Origin of the sequence: Flavobacterium sp. (assembly GCF_043778725.1) — a bacterium.
GTDB lineage: Bacteria > Bacteroidota > Bacteroidia > Flavobacteriales > Flavobacteriaceae > Flavobacterium.
Window position 1 is genome coordinate 1 of sequence record NZ_JAYWFT010000095.1, and the last position, 17,054, is coordinate 17,054.

Annotated in this window: 17 protein-coding genes; 1 reads left to right on the top strand and 16 read right to left on the bottom strand. The window is 29.2% G+C overall.

Annotated elements, in window-relative coordinates:
* The 6 genes from ACH2CG_RS08380 to ACH2CG_RS08405 all read right to left on the bottom strand — a co-directional run.
* A partial coding sequence (locus tag ACH2CG_RS08380) for an IS982 family transposase (RefSeq protein ID WP_395064233.1) occupies positions 1 to 511 on the bottom strand: 511 nt, incomplete at its 3' end.
* A gap of 385 nt (positions 512 to 896) precedes the next feature.
* Positions 897 to 1,349, bottom strand: a complete 453-nt coding sequence (locus ACH2CG_RS08385; protein WP_395064102.1) for a DUF4157 domain-containing protein — start codon at positions 1,347 to 1,349, stop codon at positions 897 to 899.
* Between the two features lie 228 nt (positions 1,350 to 1,577).
* Positions 1,578 to 2,501: an IS30 family transposase gene (locus ACH2CG_RS08390; RefSeq protein ID WP_395064104.1), complete on the bottom strand. Its 924-nt coding sequence runs from the start codon at positions 2,499 to 2,501 to the stop codon at positions 1,578 to 1,580.
* Between the two features lie 34 nt (positions 2,502 to 2,535).
* Complete coding sequence (locus ACH2CG_RS08395) at positions 2,536 to 3,174, bottom strand: S1/P1 nuclease (protein ID WP_395064235.1); 639 nt, start codon at positions 3,172 to 3,174, stop codon at positions 2,536 to 2,538.
* A 134-nt stretch (positions 3,175 to 3,308) separates the two neighbouring features.
* Positions 3,309 to 3,905 carry a mobile mystery protein B gene (locus ACH2CG_RS08400; protein WP_395064106.1) on the bottom strand — a complete coding sequence of 199 codons (597 nt, stop codon included), beginning with the start codon at positions 3,903 to 3,905 and terminating at the stop codon, positions 3,309 to 3,311.
* Positions 3,896 to 4,357 (bottom strand): mobile mystery protein A, encoded by a 462-nt coding sequence (locus ACH2CG_RS08405; protein ID WP_395064107.1) that lies wholly within the window; start codon positions 4,355 to 4,357, stop codon positions 3,896 to 3,898. Before ACH2CG_RS08405 ends, ACH2CG_RS08400 begins: the two co-directional genes overlap by 10 nt.
* Before the next feature lie 970 nt (positions 4,358 to 5,327).
* Between ACH2CG_RS08405 and ACH2CG_RS08410 the strand changes: the two genes are divergently transcribed.
* Complete coding sequence (locus ACH2CG_RS08410) at positions 5,328 to 6,335, top strand: TIR domain-containing protein (RefSeq protein ID WP_395064109.1); 1,008 nt, start codon at positions 5,328 to 5,330, stop codon at positions 6,333 to 6,335.
* A 71-nt stretch (positions 6,336 to 6,406) separates the two neighbouring features.
* Here the strand turns inward: ACH2CG_RS08410 and ACH2CG_RS08415 are convergent, their stop codons facing one another.
* From ACH2CG_RS08415 to ACH2CG_RS08460, 10 genes are all read right to left on the bottom strand, one after another.
* Positions 6,407 to 7,978 carry a UvrD-helicase domain-containing protein gene (locus ACH2CG_RS08415; RefSeq protein WP_395064111.1) on the bottom strand — a complete coding sequence of 524 codons (1,572 nt, stop codon included), beginning with the start codon at positions 7,976 to 7,978 and terminating at the stop codon, positions 6,407 to 6,409.
* A 10-nt stretch (positions 7,979 to 7,988) separates the two neighbouring features.
* Positions 7,989 to 9,863 (bottom strand): ATP-dependent endonuclease, encoded by a 1,875-nt coding sequence (locus ACH2CG_RS08420; RefSeq protein ID WP_395064113.1) that lies wholly within the window; start codon positions 9,861 to 9,863, stop codon positions 7,989 to 7,991.
* 38 nt (positions 9,864 to 9,901) lie between these two features.
* Positions 9,902 to 10,702 carry a Shedu immune nuclease family protein gene (locus tag ACH2CG_RS08425; RefSeq protein WP_395064115.1) on the bottom strand — a complete coding sequence of 267 codons (801 nt, stop codon included), beginning with the start codon at positions 10,700 to 10,702 and terminating at the stop codon, positions 9,902 to 9,904.
* A 169-nt stretch (positions 10,703 to 10,871) separates the two neighbouring features.
* Positions 10,872 to 11,852 (bottom strand): IS30 family transposase, encoded by a 981-nt coding sequence (locus tag ACH2CG_RS08430; protein ID WP_395064117.1) that lies wholly within the window; start codon positions 11,850 to 11,852, stop codon positions 10,872 to 10,874.
* 414 nt (positions 11,853 to 12,266) lie between these two features.
* Positions 12,267 to 13,913, bottom strand: a complete 1,647-nt coding sequence (locus ACH2CG_RS08435) for a hypothetical protein (protein WP_395064119.1) — start codon at positions 13,911 to 13,913, stop codon at positions 12,267 to 12,269.
* Positions 13,914 to 14,046: 133 nt separating this feature from the next.
* The gene (locus ACH2CG_RS08440; RefSeq protein ID WP_395064121.1) at positions 14,047 to 14,490 is read right to left on the bottom strand and encodes a hypothetical protein; all 444 of its coding nucleotides are present in this window, start codon (positions 14,488 to 14,490) and stop codon (positions 14,047 to 14,049) included.
* A gap of 153 nt (positions 14,491 to 14,643) precedes the next feature.
* Positions 14,644 to 15,810, bottom strand: a complete 1,167-nt coding sequence (locus ACH2CG_RS08445; RefSeq protein WP_395064123.1) for a hypothetical protein — start codon at positions 15,808 to 15,810, stop codon at positions 14,644 to 14,646.
* A 100-nt stretch (positions 15,811 to 15,910) separates the two neighbouring features.
* Positions 15,911 to 16,036, bottom strand: a complete 126-nt coding sequence (locus ACH2CG_RS08450; protein WP_395064125.1) for a hypothetical protein — start codon at positions 16,034 to 16,036, stop codon at positions 15,911 to 15,913.
* Between the two features lie 164 nt (positions 16,037 to 16,200).
* Positions 16,201 to 16,545, bottom strand: a complete 345-nt coding sequence (locus tag ACH2CG_RS08455; RefSeq protein ID WP_395064127.1) for a type II toxin-antitoxin system PemK/MazF family toxin — start codon at positions 16,543 to 16,545, stop codon at positions 16,201 to 16,203.
* The gene (locus ACH2CG_RS08460; RefSeq protein ID WP_395064129.1) at positions 16,545 to 16,997 is read right to left on the bottom strand and encodes a hypothetical protein; all 453 of its coding nucleotides are present in this window, start codon (positions 16,995 to 16,997) and stop codon (positions 16,545 to 16,547) included. Before ACH2CG_RS08460 ends, ACH2CG_RS08455 begins: the two co-directional genes overlap by 1 nt.
* Positions 16,998 to 17,054: the final 57 nt, after the last annotated feature.

Below are 17,054 nucleotides of genomic sequence, written 5' to 3' on the forward strand. Positions count from 1 at the left end.
CCACACAATCAGACATTTGTTGTTTTATATTTTTCAAAAAATGAATGTCATGAACTTCGGCTTTTGTAATATCTAATGAATGAAAAACTCCTGAAATTGAACAAACTCCATGAAGTTTATATCCATAAAACCAGTTGTTTTGAGAAGCACAAAATCCTTTTGATGGAGCAGTTTCAAATTCATCTTTACAGATTTTAACTCTATTATGACGAGAAAATTTACATATTTCTAAAGGCATACTGTCAACAATAAAATAATCTTCAAATTCAAGAAAAAAAGAAGCTAATTTGGTTCTGATTTCTTCGGAAAAAAAGAACAGTTTTCTTCGCCTTTTATTAAACTGACTTCTATCAATTAGATTGAAAATTTCATTGGAAGTTATCTGTTTAAAAAGAGCATTTTCACTATCAATTGACATAAATTCAGCAGTTAGGCTCAATGCAACTACTTCTAAATCAGACATTTTTTGTTTTCTACCAACATCTGATTTATATTCTAATTCGCAATTCAAAGAACTTATAACTTCTAAAACTCTAAAATAATTTTTTACTATATTTGACATAGATATTGGTTGTTTAGCGACTTCAAGATACTGAATTTCAGTATCTTGACCAGTATCTAATCAATTTATTTTACTTTAAATAATTACACCCAACGGGTTGTCTTAATAATTATTTTTATATCTATTTTAGGTTTTACTGTCGTAATAATTTATGTGCTAATTTATTAAATAAGTTGGAGTTGATTGTAAGTGTAAATACTTATTTTTAATGAAGTTAATTAGGTCAAACAATAAGTTTTTTTATAAAATTCTACAGTTTAATTTATTTGTATTTATTTTGAATATGCGCCGTCAAGGTGTTGCATTTGAAGGTAAAGAAAGAGTACTGTCTATTTTACTTTGTTTTTAAAGCTCTTAACCCCATAACATTCGCTTCTTTTTCTAGACTAGTATCCTTCTTTATGGTTGTATTATCTTTTATTTGCTTGGTGGGCTTTACTCTTCCTTGTTTTTGTTGTACTATATGAAAAGCTTCGTGAGAGAGGTGTTTTTCTTGACCTGTACCAAAATTAATGTCAGTACCTTGAGCATAAGCCTGTGCTTGTAGTTGGGCAGGTTTTTTAGAGTCGTAATGCACTTTGACATCGTCCATAGCTATATCCGATAGGTTTTCAATACCTGATTTTAGGTTGTCTGGTAAATCTGTATTGTTTTTCTTTTTTTGGTTGACTTCTGCTTTTTGTACTTGAGCCACCTGTATAGCAAGTCGGCTATTATTTATTATGGGTAAATTGTTCTCTTGAACTCTACTTTTATTTTCAGATGTCTTGTTGGTGTTTGTATTCATCTCTGGGCGGATTCAAGACCTTAATGCAACAAGGTCAGTTAATATTTTAATAATCAAATTTAGTTTTTTATTTCAAATCGGCATCATTTCAGAATAACTTTTTTGGCTTTTTTAAAGAGCCAAAAGTTATTTCCGAAATAGGCTTGGTTTAAGCAGCATGATTAGTTATTTCTTGGTTCATAATTTCATTAGGAGTTTTGTATGCTAAAATCTTTCTAGGTCTGTTGTTTAAGCTGTTTTGCGCATGTTTAAGCTGTTCACTACTATATTGTTGAAGTCAGTTCCTTTTGGAAAAAATCGTCTAATTAAACCGTTTGTATTTTCGTTAGTTCCTCTTTCCCATGATAAATATGGATTAGCAAAAAAGATATCCATTCCAGTTATTTCTGTGAGCCATTTGTGATTTGCCATTTCCAATCCGTTGTCGTAAGTCATTGTTTTTCTGATGTATTTAGGTAAAGTGTTTAATATTTGTGCAAATTGTTGTGTTACAGTTATTGATTTTCTGTTCTGGATTTTGACAATAAAAGTGTATCTTGTTTTTCTTTCTACGATAGTTCCAATTGCACTTTTTTGTCCTAGACCAATCATTAAATCTCCTTCCCAGTGTCCGACTTCAAGGCATAGTTCAACGTGTTGTGGTCTTTGACTAATATTGACTTGGTCTTTAATTCGGACTCTGTTTTTTCCAAACTTTCTATTCTCTCTTCTTTTGTGATGATGATAGGGAAGAAGCTTGATTAGTTTTTTGCCTAAATAGGATTGTCTGTGCCTATAAATAGGCTGATAAATAGCTTCGTATGATATTGACATTACTGGGTCATTTGGATATAGAACTTTGATTCTACCACCAATTTGTTCAGGGCTAAAACCGGACAATAATCCTTTGTATACAAATAGTTTAAGTCTTTTGTAAGTATTGATTTTGTCTTTATTCCTCTTCTTTAAATAGTCCTGTTTAGTAAAGAAATGAGCGTTAGCAGCATTGTATATATCTGTAGGTTTTCTAACCCAATTATTGACTTCACGAGTAATTGTAGATCTGTTTCTATTTAGATGTTTGGCAATGTAACTTTTGGTCTTGTTTTCTTTGAGTAAAGCCTCAATAACAATCCGTTCATTTAAGGTTAATCTTCTACGTAGTTTTTCCATAATTCAACAAAGATAAAATTTATCATTTGTTGAATTAAGTTATTGAAATCGTCTGGTTTGCCCATTCTACAACATCAATTTTTTCTACTTGGAGTAATTCTTCTTTTATGTAACTCTTTGCCTTAATGCATTGTGGAAGTGTTAGGTTTTTATATTCTAAAATACCCGAATCGTAAAAGGAGTGGAGGTTGGTACCTCTACCATAAAAGTTTATTTGGTAATTGTTTCCGCCTTTATCTTCGCCGTAACCAACATGTAATGGTTGATGTAAATCACCTACTAAATGAAAAAGAATGCAAAGCTTGATTTTGACTTCTGCTTTTGTAAGTGCTTTGTAATTTTTTAGCTCTTCGATGGTTTTGGTGAGTGCACCAATACTATTTTCTTCATTATTTAGTGTTATTTTTTGACCTCTCTCTGCATTGATGTAGTGTAGCTTTCTAAGATAATCGTAGGTTTTGTCGCTTTTAATTTCATTCATCCAGTTGGTGGCATCTTGGATTGTCATACCATCAAGATACTCAGTAAGCACTTTTCTTTTGGCTGGATCTAAAAAATTAAAGGCGACCTCTGCTACTATAGCGTGGCCTTTTTGCCCCAGGCAAATGAAGTTGTAGATTGAAAAATTGTAAAGAAGGTCAGCAATAGTATAGTGTGTCGTTTCATTTTTGATAAATTAGTATCGAAAGGTATGCAGTTTTTTTTGTTGTAGCGGTGGTTATACTTTATTTTTTCCGGATAAATGCGGAGATAAATTTAGATAATCACTGCATTTAATTTTTTATTTATAGTTTTTCAGTTCATTAGCTAATTCCGTGCGAAGAACATTAGAGGTTCGATATTTCCTTTGTCTGCTTCACGAATGGCATTTATATATGATTTTCTGGTTTCGTTAGCCTTTATCTTATTGGAATGATTCCATGAAAAAATAGGAGCTTCAAAAATAGACTCAATAATACTATCTGCCATAATTCTTGAGTGCCTACCATTACCATTTGGGAAGCAGTGGATATTTACCAATCTATGCTTAAATCTTATGGCAATTTCATCTGGAGTGTAAGTGTTGTTTTCAATCCAATAGAGGGTATCATCCAATAAAACCTTTACATCCATACCTATTCTTATCCATGGTACTCCAATATTTTTTTCTGATCTTCTGAATTCGCCAGCCCAATTCCAAACTTCGCCCAGCATTCTTTTATGTAACGCTTTGATGAATTCTTCGGAAAGTATGGTTTCTTTTTTTAGTTTTTGACGCATAAGCCATTGTATCGCCTTCTCTATATTAAGTTGCTCGTATTCGTCCAGTTCTCCATGTGTAGTAATGGTCTTGATAAGCAATCCTTCTTTTTCTTCCTCGCTTAATGGCGTTTGCCCCTCCTCATATACAAACTCTAATCCCATAATGATTTGTGCATTTCACGTTTTAATTCGTTTGCCAATTCCATGATGGCGTTGTTTATTTGTTCGGGACTGTTGCCTTGGTTTTCCAATTTCATATTTTGATTTGTTCGCAAAACAATTCTTTGGGCAATTTTCGTGGCTTTAGCTGTTATCATTTCGTCAACGGAATTGTATTTGGGAACAAAACCATAGACAAAGTGCATGTCTAAAGCTTTCCCCATTTCCTTGAGGGATTTGATAGAGATTGATTCGGTTGCTTCTCGTTCTTCGATTTTTTTAATGCCTTGTTTTGTCATTTGGAGTTTTGCTCCTAATTGTTCCAAAGTCATATTTAGTGAAGTCCGGATGGTATAAATCCAACCTTGTTGTGGTACAATTACTTTTTCTGTACCTTGGAAAGGTTTTAGCTTTTTGTCAAGCTGTTCTATCAGTAGTTTTTTAGTACTTCGCATCACTATTACGTTTACAAATTTTGTCAAAAGTAAACCTATATATTTACAAAACAAAATAAAAGTAAACTTATACGTATACTATTTTTTATAAAAGTAAACATATAAGTTGATAAATTATAATTAAAGTAAATGGATGTGTTTACTATGATGCTTGACATTTCGAAAAAAAGACTAGCTTTACAGAGTGCGGAAGTCCTAAAGGCTGAATCCTAATTCCGTATAAAAATACACTTCTAGTGTCTTTTTCTTTTGAATTTTACGGATTCAGCCTTTAGGAGTTCCGCACTCTAAGTAATAAAATTAGATTTGTTCAAAAAAAATGTTTATAAAATTTGTTTTACTTTTTTATAAAATTTCTACCCATATTTTATCTTGATATTTAATATAAACTTCAAAGGTTGTCATTATTATTTCAATATTTTAAACTTACTTAGAAAAAATATTATCCGCATTTAATTTGCTCTTTACTATAGTGTGCTGTAAAGAGCAGGATTGAAATTGATTAAATTAACTCCATATTTCTTTTTAACAACGTATTAGGAATGTTGAGGAGTGTGCTTTTAACTCTTCTTATTTTGCTATTGATAATTGATTTTATAGAAAAGTAAATACAAAAAACAGCTATTAAGCTAATTAAACACGGAAGAAGTTTTCTCCATTTGAAATCAGAATTTATCCAGCTGATTACAGCAATACAAAAATAGATTATTGTGATTATCAGTAAAGCTGATAAAAATAGTAAGCTAATTATTAGAAATTTTATGTCAAAATGAATCCAAGTAAGTGGATTGATGATTATTGATTTTTGAAGAATTGGAAGAAAAAAAAAGTAGCGAATAGTAATTTTTGTTTCATGGTGTTTCAATAATTAATTGTTGGTTTGTATTATACGAAGTTATTAAAAAATCCAAATTATCAAGCGTTTTCTCACGAAAAATCTTTAAATATGCATTTCCTAAAAGATTTTAAATTGAAAACTGAACAAAAAATATTTTATTCATGGCAATCGGATTTACCAAAGGATAATAATCTTAATGGTATTAGACAATCGTTAAGAAATGCCGCAAATGAAATTGAAAATAATAATAATGAAATAAGAATTGATTTGGACGAGGCTACAAGAAACACATCTGGAAGTCCAAATATTCCTTTAACTATTTTTGATAAAATAGATTCTTGTGATGTATTTATTTGCGATGTTACAACTATCAATTCTGAAAATTCAGATAATCGAAAAATGCCTAATCCTAATGTATTGATAGAGTTAGGTTATGCCATTTCTGCACTTGGATGGTCAAGAATTATTATGGTTTTCAATACTAATTATGGTAGTTTTCCAAATGACCTTCCGTTTGATGTTGATAGACATAGAGCTACAGTGTTTTCAATAAAAGATAAAACTGATAAAGTTGGGAAAAGTCAATTATCGTCAGTTTTAAAAAATGCTATTGAAGCCATTATAAAAGCTGCACCTTTAAAACCAAATGAACTAAAAAAACTTTCACCTACTGAGATTAAAAGAAAAAAGGATGTAGAAAATTTGAAAACATTATTAAATTATGTTCATGTACCTACAGTAGATTTGTTTCTTGAAGATGTGCCATCGACAGTAATTGATGAAATATTTTACTATCAAGAAAGATTTAGAGAATTTTTAGAAAGTAATTCATTTCACATATATGATAAAAAACTACTTAAATTATTAATAGACTTAAACAATAATTGGAAAATAATATTATCATATGGCAAGCACTATGATTCTGAAAGAATTGGTAATAATTACAAATTTTATATACCTTGTCATGATAAACCTGATCATGCAGAAGCTTTTTCAGACTATAATTATCTATTGAAAGTAAGGTTGGAATTAGAAAAGAATTTTAAAAATCTCTTTAAATTGATACGACTAGAATCTCTTGAAATTGATTTAGACGAATCAAGTAAAAAAGCATTTGAAATGTACCAAGAACATAATTAAATCTCGGATTTACTTACTATGATAAGTTTTGAAATAAATGAACCTTTGTATAATGTCAAACTTTGAAAGTCTTAAATTGAAATTACGCCTAAACTGCCCAGTCTTGTTATTGTAGTATCAGATACTTTTTCGAGACAGGCTATACATAATAATCTCTCTGTACGACTAAAAGCAACATAACCAAGGCGTGGATAATCAGTTTTTTCATTGTCGCGTTTACTTTCTCTTATGGATCGGTCTGTTTCTAACCATAATAAAAGTTCTTCTTCTGTTTTAGCAATTGCAAGCACCGCTTCGGATTCCAAACCCTTAATAGTATGTATATTGGCAACAGTAACATAATTACCAACTTCTTTATTATTAAAATCGAATTTCAGATTTTCAATTTTTACTGGCAATCCCTCTTTGATTTCTAAATTAAGGACATTTTTAACAAATACTCCAAAAGTGTTTTCATTTGTTATAACCCCAGAATTTATAGCTTTGAATATTGCAACTGCATGTTTTCTAAGTGTAAATATATTCGTTTCATACTTAGTACAGAATTGTGTCTGATTCATTTGTAAAGTAGAAAGTAAAGTATCCTGAATGACTTTTATTGGGAGCAAACTAGAATTCTTTTTAGGATCCATATATTGATTATTTACTGCTGATTTTATACGACTAATAACATCATTTTTTTTAGCTAAAATGCACCTGTTCGTCATAGGAATTGCAATGTTTTCGCACCTAGTATAGAAAGTCTCAATTATTGGTTTTACTGTTTCCCATTGCGGAATAAATACTATTTCTTCACTAGAATCTTGTTCAGTTAATGAATTAAGTTCTTTTGATATAGACTTTTGCTCAAACTTTTGATTTTTAAAAGTTCTTCCATTAAAATGATTTAAAAATTTAACAATCTTAGATGTTGACCTATAATTTTTATCATTAATTTTTACATTATAACTATTACTTTCGGATGCTTTTAGAATAGGGATGTTTTTAAATTCCCTGATCGATGAATCAAAACTTTGAATATACTGTTCAGGGTCGCCGACACAATAAATTTTTGTTTTATTAATTTTTCTAATGTTTTCAATTATGCTGAATACTTCATTTCCAGAATCTTGAAATTCATCTATAAATAGATATTGCAGTCGATTACTTATTATTCTGCATATTTCAGTTTTTGACATACATTCTTTAGAAAGAGATAAGGTCTGGTCATATGTTATATATCCTCGTTTATTGAGTTTTTTTTTGATATTTGATTTAATAACTGCAGCATCTTGAATGTTCTTACTTCTTTTGCTTTTGTCTTTCATTTTTTCAACTTTTTTAAAGACGTCATCAATTCCACATTGTATGAAAAGCTTTTCTTTGCCAACTTCTTCAATACCATGCGATGAAAAAGGTATTATTATGAAGCGATTTAAGAATGAATGCATTGTACCTATAAAAAGGTTTTCAGGTATAATTATTCTTTTAGAAAGTCTGTTGTAAATGTTATTAGTTGCAGAATTAGTATAAGTAATTACCGCTAAGTATCTACTTGGAGATAAATCTTGAAGTGCTACAATTATGGATTCAACCATATTATAGGTTTTACCAGCACCTGGTCCAGCTATAATTAATTCTCCCTGCACTTTTTTAATTGCCATTGTTGTTCGTTTATGCTAAGAATTTTACACCATCACTTATGTAAGTAGGTATTACAAATTCATCATTGGATTCGATTAGATTAAGCATTAGGCTATATGCAAATTCTGATTTGTATTGTTCAATAAGTGCAAAATATTCATCAACTATTATAGGATTGCTTCCAATATTAGTAAAATATGATTTACCACTGTTAGGTCTTACTTCCTGAATTACTTGTAAAAGAATATCTCTCCCTTTACCACTCGTATTAACTGAAATTAAATCTTTCTCAAAAGTTGATTCTGTGGTAATGCCAACATGTATTTCTGAAACTCCAGAATATTTGGCGGCCAAATTATCAGCCCGATCTTTTGCTTTTGTATCTGAGTCACGATCCGTTAAGACTAGACACTTTTGAAAATAGCCATTTTTAATAATTTCTAAAAAATAACTGAATGCCAAACCGTTTACACTAATTACACAGCAACTTGATTTTTCAGTTGAATGCTTAATTATTTTTTCAAAAAAGATAGGCAATAATAATTTTTCAGATATGCCCTCAACTAAAATTACTTTTCTAGAATAGAAAAAGTTAGTATTTACTGCATCCAAGTATTTATTTAGATATTTAATTTGTTTTTTACCCAGAGCATCAGCACTGAATCCGTCAAGAATATAATGTGATACTATTTGATTATCCTTTCTATAAAGTACGACTGTATTTTCAAAATCAATTTTAGTAGTAATATGTGTTGAATGAGAAGTGATAAGTAGTTGAATATCTTTTCTATACTCTTTTTGATTTGCTGTTTTTATTAAAGATTCAATGTTGTGTGCTAAATGGTCTTGAAGGTTTGGATGTAAATGTGATTCAGGTTCTTCAAGTCCAACTACTCTGAAAAAAGAGCTTTGCGCTCTAGTTACATCTTCGATATATGATAAAACCAGAGAAATAAATAAAAGGTTATTTCTTCCAGTACCATTTCGTTCTATTTTTATTGGATTATCGCCATATATTAAACTGATTTTTTTTAGTAAATCTGAAACATCAGGAAGTGTAAATATTAAATCAACAATATTTGTTGTATCATCAGTAGCTAATGATATTTTATCCAATTGAACAGAAATACCTTTTTTTATTTCCTGTAATGCTCTATTTTCATTTATTGCCTGTTGTAAACCTACAAGTTGACCTTTTAAATCTTGGTATTCTTTTTCTTCTTTTGAATTTAAAATTCTAAAAAGTAATTTATTATTATGACTTGCTACTAATTCAGTACCGGCATCCCTAAGCGCATCGAGAAGCTCAAACCGTAATTGGTTTAGGTGATAAGTATTTGCTTGGGTACTTTTTCCTAATCCACCATAAATGCTATAATGGTATTTTGAGATAGGAAAGTTGATTAAATCAAGCTTGGCACTTTCAGGAAGTTTTTCATATACAGCTTCAGTATTTTCATTTTTAAATTTTGTTATAAAATTTCGCTGTTGTTGAAGTTCCTCTTGTTTATTAAAATTAGTTACTGGTGCAAATACATAAGATATAGTTGCTTCACTGAACTTCGGATTACTGTACCAATCTGATATAACAGATTCTTGGTCATCATCCCAATCCTTTAATGTTGCTTCAATGATGATTTCTGGAAATTCTATAGTTTCAATTGAAACTGTAAAATCTAGTACTTGTCTTTTAAAATCTAATAATGTATCATAATTAAAATCTGCCACCTCTAGAAATCTTTTTTTGAAGAACGATACATCTTGCCCAAAGATTAAGCCTAGTGAATCCAACAAATTAGATTTACCAACGTTGTTTTCGCCAATTATTAGAGTAAGGGGTTTTAGTTCAATTGTAAAGTCCCTAAAACTTCTATAGTTTTTTATTGTAAGTTTTGATATATACATTTAAAGTTTTTTTTAGTTAAATGATTTCGGATTTATATTTAAATTTTTTTAAGTTGAGTAATAATCATTTTAAGCCTTCTGATTAAATCATCGTAAGTAAATATATCAATTACATTCTTATACTTTCGTTTAATAATTTCAAAATCATGAAGTTGATTTTTATCCATTTTGTTATCTCTTCCCATAATAATTATGGCGCTTGGATTTGTTATCCTGATTTCCAAATTATCGGGCAATTCATCTTTATATTTTTTAGTAAGCTTGTTTTCTATTTCTTTTCCTGATTTATTTAAGTAAAAAATATATTTTTCAATTTGCATTATAGTGCCAGATAAGTCCCTATTAGGAATGTGATTATCTCTATATGTTATATCTGAAACAATATTTTTTTCAAAAGGAATTTTTATTTCAACTATATCTAGATTGCCCATAAAATCTATCAAACCATAATCTAATCTACGATTTTTATTGCTGTAAATATCAAGGAAATGCACTTCTTTAAATACAGCTATGTACTTAGGGAAAAGTAAAAGTATGATTTGAATTATTTCAGATTGCCATTGGTTTTCATTGTAATTTATTTCATTATTTAGCATTGATTCTAAACGTTCAACTAAGGTCTGGTACTTAATAATTTCAGATTCCTTAAAGGTCTTTCTAATTTTGCTTTCAATGAGAGGAACTTTTTTATTCATATAATCATTATACGCTAGCTCCTTATCATCAACATTCTTAAAATAATTCTTTAAAATTGAAGTAACTTTTGCCTGGCGGTAAAGTTTTATTTCTTGAGTTGTTGGAAATATTTTAATCAAATTAATAAAGTCAATATATGGCAAATTTTTATCAACTGCACCTCCAATATAGAGGTCTTTTTTGAGAAGTGAATCTATCTGATATAATAGCGATATTTTTGATTTGGCTACGAAAGTAGTTTCGTTTAAGTTTAGGTTTTTATAAAAATAAAAATCATTTTTTAATCCAAATACAGAATTATCAATGGTGGATTCAATTAATAAATGCGAAGGCCTTTTGGTTACTTAATTTTTGTAAATATACTTCATTTGGAGAATTAAATTGATGTCTTTTTCTAGGACGATTATTTAATTTTTCTATTACAGTTTCAACTTGTTCCGCAGTTATTAAACTGAAGTCTGAACCTTTTGGAAAGTATTGTCTTATTAATCCATTTAAATTTTCGTTTGCACCTCTTTCCCAACTACAATAAGGGTTAGCAAAATAATAATCAATTTCTAACGCAGTAGCTATTGACTGGTGCTTTGCAAATTTTTTTCCATTATCTGATGTTATTGTTTGTAGAAACGGCTTCCAGTTTTCTAATAATTCAATAGTTGCATTCTTGACAATTTCGGCATCTTTACTTTCTATTTTTTTCATTTGTAACATTCCTGTTGCTCTATCGTTTATTGTTAGTAATGCTCCTTTATGGTCTTTTCCAATCACTAAATCTATTTCTAAATCTCCAAATCTCAGTTTTTCTTCTACTTCTTTTGGACGGTTTTCTATTCCAATTCTTCCAACTATTTGTCCTCTTTTATCTTTTGACGCACCTCTTTTTCGATAAGTTTTACCTTGGTTTCGAAGATGACAATATAGGTTTCCATTTTGCTTTTTATCGTTCCAAACATATTTATATATTGTTTCAATACAAACACAATTAACATTGTCTTTTAAGGCTTTTCCAACTATTTGCTCTGGAGAAAGATCTTCAATAATTAAACTTTTAACGTAAATTTTAATTTCATCAGTAAAGCATTGGTTTTTAGGCTTTTCTTTGTGTCTTTTGCTGCATTTCCGAATGGCTAAATTGCCTTTGTAAACAGTACTACGAGCGTCTGAATTACGATTAATTTCTCTATAAATTGATGAAATATGTTTATTTAATTCTATAGATATTTGTGGTTTAGATACGTTTTGTTGCAAAAGAACTTCTAATTTGTATCTTTGTTCAACGGTAAAATGGTTCATACTTTTGCGAATTTTAGGCGAGGAGCAAGTAAAACAAATTTTTCCATTTCAGCAAACAGGGAAAAGAATTAATTTTCTTTTCTTTGTTCTGAAAAAATATTTAATCTTACTATGCGATTCCTAATTTTCGCATTTATTAATTGAATCTATGAATTTTATAATATTCGCCAACTAAATTCCCTATCACAAACAAAAATACAGGCTCTTCAAATTCGTCATCAATCTTCTTATAAAATTTGATTTATCTAAATGAAAAACACCTGCCAAAGTGAATTCTTTATCCGTTTTTAATAATTTATCGAGCCAAATTGTTGGCTGAAAATCTGAGGAATATTTTAAAATCAATCGTTTTTTAACTTTTTCTATATAAATCAAAATATTTGTATTAAAGTTTTGAGTAACATTAAATATACATTATTTCCTTACCTTATCAATGCTGTCAAAGTAAGGATGTTTAATTACATAAGTTTTATTTTGATCTTCAACAAATAAATTAAAATCCATAAAAACTTGTTCATTATTTGTGATTCTTGAAAAGTCATAAACTGTATAGCACTTGTATTTACTATTAAACATGTATAAAGTTGGCGCATTTATTAGAAAAATACCTTCAACAGTGAATTTTGATAAATCAATATTTGATATTGGTTTGTCTTTTCTTAGTTTAAAGTGGTTTTCAATCATTTCAATGTTTTTAATTGCCCAATTGACTTTTCGCTCTAACTGTTTTTCATATTTATCTTTGAAATTGGAGTAATCTCTTTTCCAATTATTATAATCAAATCTAGATCTATTGTGCTTACATTCACAAACATAAATTACCTTTTTTGAAGTATCTAAAAATAAAACATCTATATCTCCAATACTGTCATTTATGTTTATAAATTGCTTTTTGTGAGTTTGAAAACTTTTAATATCAATTTTGTAAGGAAATGATTTTTCAATTAGCTTATTAATAATTGGCTCTTGTAATATTTTATCGTGTGTTGTGTCAATTTTTTCGATGAATTTCTTTAATTCGATGTTTTTTTTCCATTCTACAGGGAATAAACCAAAAGGAAAGCAGTTTGTTGTTAAAAGATAAAGACTTTCTCCCCATTTATTAGGGCCAATAACATGAAACGTTTTTTTGTCAATTGTATATTCTAGTATAGGTCTGTAAATATGCCTACTTAAATCTTGATTATTGTAAAAACATTTTTCTATTTCAAGAACATTTTCTTTGCTAACCGTTAGCCCTTTGTAAAAACTATCTATAAAATCGTGATTAACATTGGAGTTGTTTTTAATATTTTCAATTATTGTTGGCATTATTGTTACTCCTAATTTATTTGCAGGATTATTTATAATTTCTGTAATGAAATAACACAAATTGTCATAAGAAATATTGTATTTATCTTCAATTAAATTTTTAAAATCATCTATGCAATCTGATAAAACTACATTTGAATCATGTTTTGGTAATTCATTAAAAATGTGAGAAAAAAAATGAGGGTAGGGTTGATATGTTAAATATGTAAGTTCACCATTATTTATAATTATGCCAATTGCTTTAGGAAAAAGTTGACTTCTAGCTATATATTCACTAGTTATAAATGCCCATTGGCCAACATAAATCATTTTTTCCAACAGTTCACAATACTCAAGCCAATTGTTTTTCATTTCCATGGAGAAATTTGGGCAACCCTTTAAATCATATTTTGTTGATTGCTCTAAAATTATCTTAATGATTCTTCTTGATGCAGCAAATTTCTCCTCATTAAAAGGAAGCTTAAAACCTACAGTTAACTTTAAATGGATGTCTATAGAGTCTTCGTGTAAATTATGGCAGAATAAATAAAAAGAGAATCTTTTTTCATTTTCAATTAGTTGACTGAGTTTATTACAAAGAAAAGTAAAGCAATCTTTTAAAATTTCTTGTACTTTTTCTGGTTCTCGTATTTCAGTAGCGTCTGTGAAATATTTATTTTTTATGTATTTCGATAGTTCTGTCCAATAAATTTCTTTGTGTTTATCATCTGAGATAAGAACTCTTTTGCGGTCTATAATATATCCTGGCATCTTTTCATCATTTTTTGTATTAGTCTTGATTTCATTTTTAGCAATCCTATTTTAATTTTAGCTCAAGTTTAAATCCATTTTTCCATATAGTATAAATATTTAGTCTCTCTAAGTAAATAAACTTGTTATGTTTTTATTTCCATTTTTTAATTACAGCTAAAATCATATGTAAGTGGTCAACGCAAGCATACAACATTTGAAACCCTTGAATAACATGTGGATAATTGCTATCAACTCCTACTAATTTAAATGATTCAATAATATTACTACTAGGCAGATGTGCATCTCCATGTCTCAACTCATATACGCCTACTATTGGACTTAATATTTTTCGTGCATATTCCTCCTTAATTTTAATACTTAATAGATTTTCAAGAGACTTTATTGAACCCCATTTTGTTCCTTTTGGTGGAATTGCAATTTTTTGAATTTCTTCTGTATTGATATCATCAATAATAACCCTTGCTATGTCTTTTGCTAGTGAGAATAATCCTTTATTGTCGGTGGCCTTAAATCTATTAATTGAAGGTAAAATTTCCTTTATGCTTTGATGCTCGCGAAATAGTTTAAAACCCAATTGTTTTGTAAACTCATTGTTTAAATTATTTATAACGCTGCCAAAAAAATCTTCTGGTGCAAGAGTAGAAGCAGGTTCTGATTTTACTTGAGAGTCGTGTAGTTCTCTCGATATGCCACCTTCTGGAGAAATATTAAATCCTGCCCATATCTGTTATTGCCAAATTGGTAAATACCCAATATCTTTTGCATATACAGTTATTAAACCCAATTCATTTATTCCGAAATGGATAGCTCCATTTGGACCACATGCAATGCTACCTGTATCTTGAGTATACCAAGATAAATTGCTGCCTCTGTTTGTTAGTAAATTGCTTACTAAATCAGGTTTAAACCATAGCCATTTTCCACCTTTTCTAAGATTATAGCCGCTTTCTTTCCTGCCTTCTGCATCTATCGTAAAATATATCTTCGTTTTGTCTTTCTGACCCAAAACAATTGAACTTTTTTTAGCAGGATTTATCCAATCATATTTCCAAAGTTCTGCCATTATTCTAAACAATTTTTTTCCTTCAAACTCCTTTTCGTAAAATTCTGATTTTACGTTATCGTTTGTTGGAAATTTGGATATATCAGGAATGTCTTCATTTTCAAATATATCAATTCTACCTGCATGAGATATTGCAATTTTTTGCCCAAAAGGAAAACCTCCTTCATGAATCTCCATAATTCTATATTCCCATATGTCTTTCCCTTTTTTCTCTTCTTTGGATTTTTCGTTCCATGATACTATGTCTGATTTATCATAAATATATACTCGACTATAATAAGAACTCACATAGAGTCCCGAGTCTCTGGCGCTAAGGTAATCCTTCAAAAATTGATTTTTAATAAGCATAACAACAGGATTTCCTTCTTTATCTCTCTCAAGCTTTGCTACTTCAACGTAGCCTTCTTGTGGACACACCCATATATCTCCTTCTCTTTTTAAACCAAGGCTTATTACCAAATCTTGATGTAAATGCCATTCGTTATTGTCATAGTTATTGTCAAATGATTGATTTAATATTAAATTAGTTCCTTTGAAATTACTATTTTCACTTATGAAGATATCTGATGGAAAATATTGTCCTTCTCTGTAATGACTATTATGTATGGGCATTATTCCTATATCCATCCAATCTAATTTTTTGGAATGTGCTTTATCTTTTTTAGCAATCATTAAGGAGCCACTTCCAAAAAAATCTTCCTGATGACCATAAAATCTCGATTCAATATTATTTCTAATAGTTTTTTCAGATCGAAGTGGAATCCAAACTGAATTATCTAGATTCTTATTTCTGAGATCTAGCATTTCGAACCAAGACTGATTTATATTCATAATAATTGTTTTATATATTTTGCCTAAAAGTATTTAATTAACAAATATATATAACTTATTGTGGAGTAAACAAATGAGAATAAAGATGCTTAACAAATTTTCATTTCTTTCTATCTTTCCAACTATCATTTTTAAAGTAGTTTCTTTTATTCTCATAAATTTTACCGCGAATGTAAGCACCAATTATTATAACTGGAACAGCTAATAGAATTTCATACCATTGCATGTTGATTATAAATTTGATTAATTTGCAAACCTAATGCGCTATAACTATTTTAGCAAGAAGTGTAGTGTGTGATTCCGGAATTGAATACTATATTTTTGAATATGTAGTATAAAAAAGATGCCGGAAGCATCTTGAATTGTAATTTTTATGTTTGAAGTGATTAATTAAAATACAGTATCATTAATTTTAATTAATAAACGCTTTAATGCATTTTCTTTTAAGGTGTTTTTGAGAGTTTTACCCACAATATGTTTTTCCATGACATAGGAAATCAAGTGGCATCTTGCTTGACTGAAGTCTTTATTGTTTTTTTGAACTAACATGTCTTGAGTTACTTCGAAAGTAAATAAATCAGTTTCAGTTGATGAGGTCATCATTACACATACATAAAGTTCGTCTTTATCGTAAACGTCTTCGTTTGAAATTATGATTGCAGGATGTGTTTTTGTTTCCTTTGAGTATGGTAAATTAAAAAATACCTCAATAATATCGCCTTTTTGGAAACTCATTAACAAGAAAGTAGTTTGTCTAGAGAAGCTGCTTTCATTTTAGAAAAGCCTTCTTTAAACTCTTTATCAGTTTCAATTATTGGAGCTGATTTGTACACATTTTTGTGGAGCTTACTTTCCAATTTGTATAGACATTCAAGCGAATATTTGATATTTTGTTTAACATCATCACTGTCTAAATAGTTAGCTTTGGCTAAATCGACTTCAACATTTTCTAAAGATGTTATAATTCCTTTCATTTCTGAAAGTAATGATTTTGATTTTTCTATACTGAGATCTTCAATGCGATTTATGGCACCTTCTAACGCTAAGTTAAATGTAGTGAGATGGTTGTTGTATTTAGTGACCATTTTATTTTTAATAAAATACAAAAACCGAACAATGAATGATACTTTTTTAGTATCACTTACTATTGGTTGTGCCATGTCTTGTATGTCAATACTTAAATACATATAGTAATTGTAATGCAAATTACGTTCCAAATATAGTTATTCTAATTAATATAACAA

Coding starts and splice junctions, on each gene's coding strand:
- ACH2CG_RS08430 (WP_395064117.1), bottom strand. CDS start 11,852: ATGAACCATTTTACCGTTGAACAAAGATACAAATTAGAAGTTCTTTTG.
- ACH2CG_RS08405 (WP_395064107.1), bottom strand. CDS start 4,357: ATGCGAAGTACTAAAAAACTACTGATAGAACAGCTTGACAAAAAGCTA.
- ACH2CG_RS08420 (WP_395064113.1), bottom strand. CDS start 9,863: ATGTATATATCAAAACTTACAATAAAAAACTATAGAAGTTTTAGGGAC.
- ACH2CG_RS08460 (WP_395064129.1), bottom strand. CDS start 16,997: ATGTATTTAAGTATTGACATACAAGACATGGCACAACCAATAGTAAGT.
- ACH2CG_RS08445 (WP_395064123.1), bottom strand. CDS start 15,810: ATGAATATAAATCAGTCTTGGTTCGAAATGCTAGATCTCAGAAATAAG.
- ACH2CG_RS08435 (WP_395064119.1), bottom strand. CDS start 13,913: ATGCCAGGATATATTATAGACCGCAAAAGAGTTCTTATCTCAGATGAT.
- ACH2CG_RS08385 (WP_395064102.1), bottom strand. CDS start 1,349: ATGAATACAAACACCAACAAGACATCTGAAAATAAAAGTAGAGTTCAA.
- ACH2CG_RS08390 (WP_395064104.1), bottom strand. CDS start 2,501: ATGGAAAAACTACGTAGAAGATTAACCTTAAATGAACGGATTGTTATT.
- ACH2CG_RS08450 (WP_395064125.1), bottom strand. CDS start 16,036: ATGCAATGGTATGAAATTCTATTAGCTGTTCCAGTTATAATAATTGGT.
- ACH2CG_RS08415 (WP_395064111.1), bottom strand. CDS start 7,978: ATGGCAATTAAAAAAGTGCAGGGAGAATTAATTATAGCTGGACCAGGT.
- ACH2CG_RS08455 (WP_395064127.1), bottom strand. CDS start 16,545: ATGAGTTTCCAAAAAGGCGATATTATTGAGGTATTTTTTAATTTACCA.
- ACH2CG_RS08400 (WP_395064106.1), bottom strand. CDS start 3,905: ATGGGATTAGAGTTTGTATATGAGGAGGGGCAAACGCCATTAAGCGAG.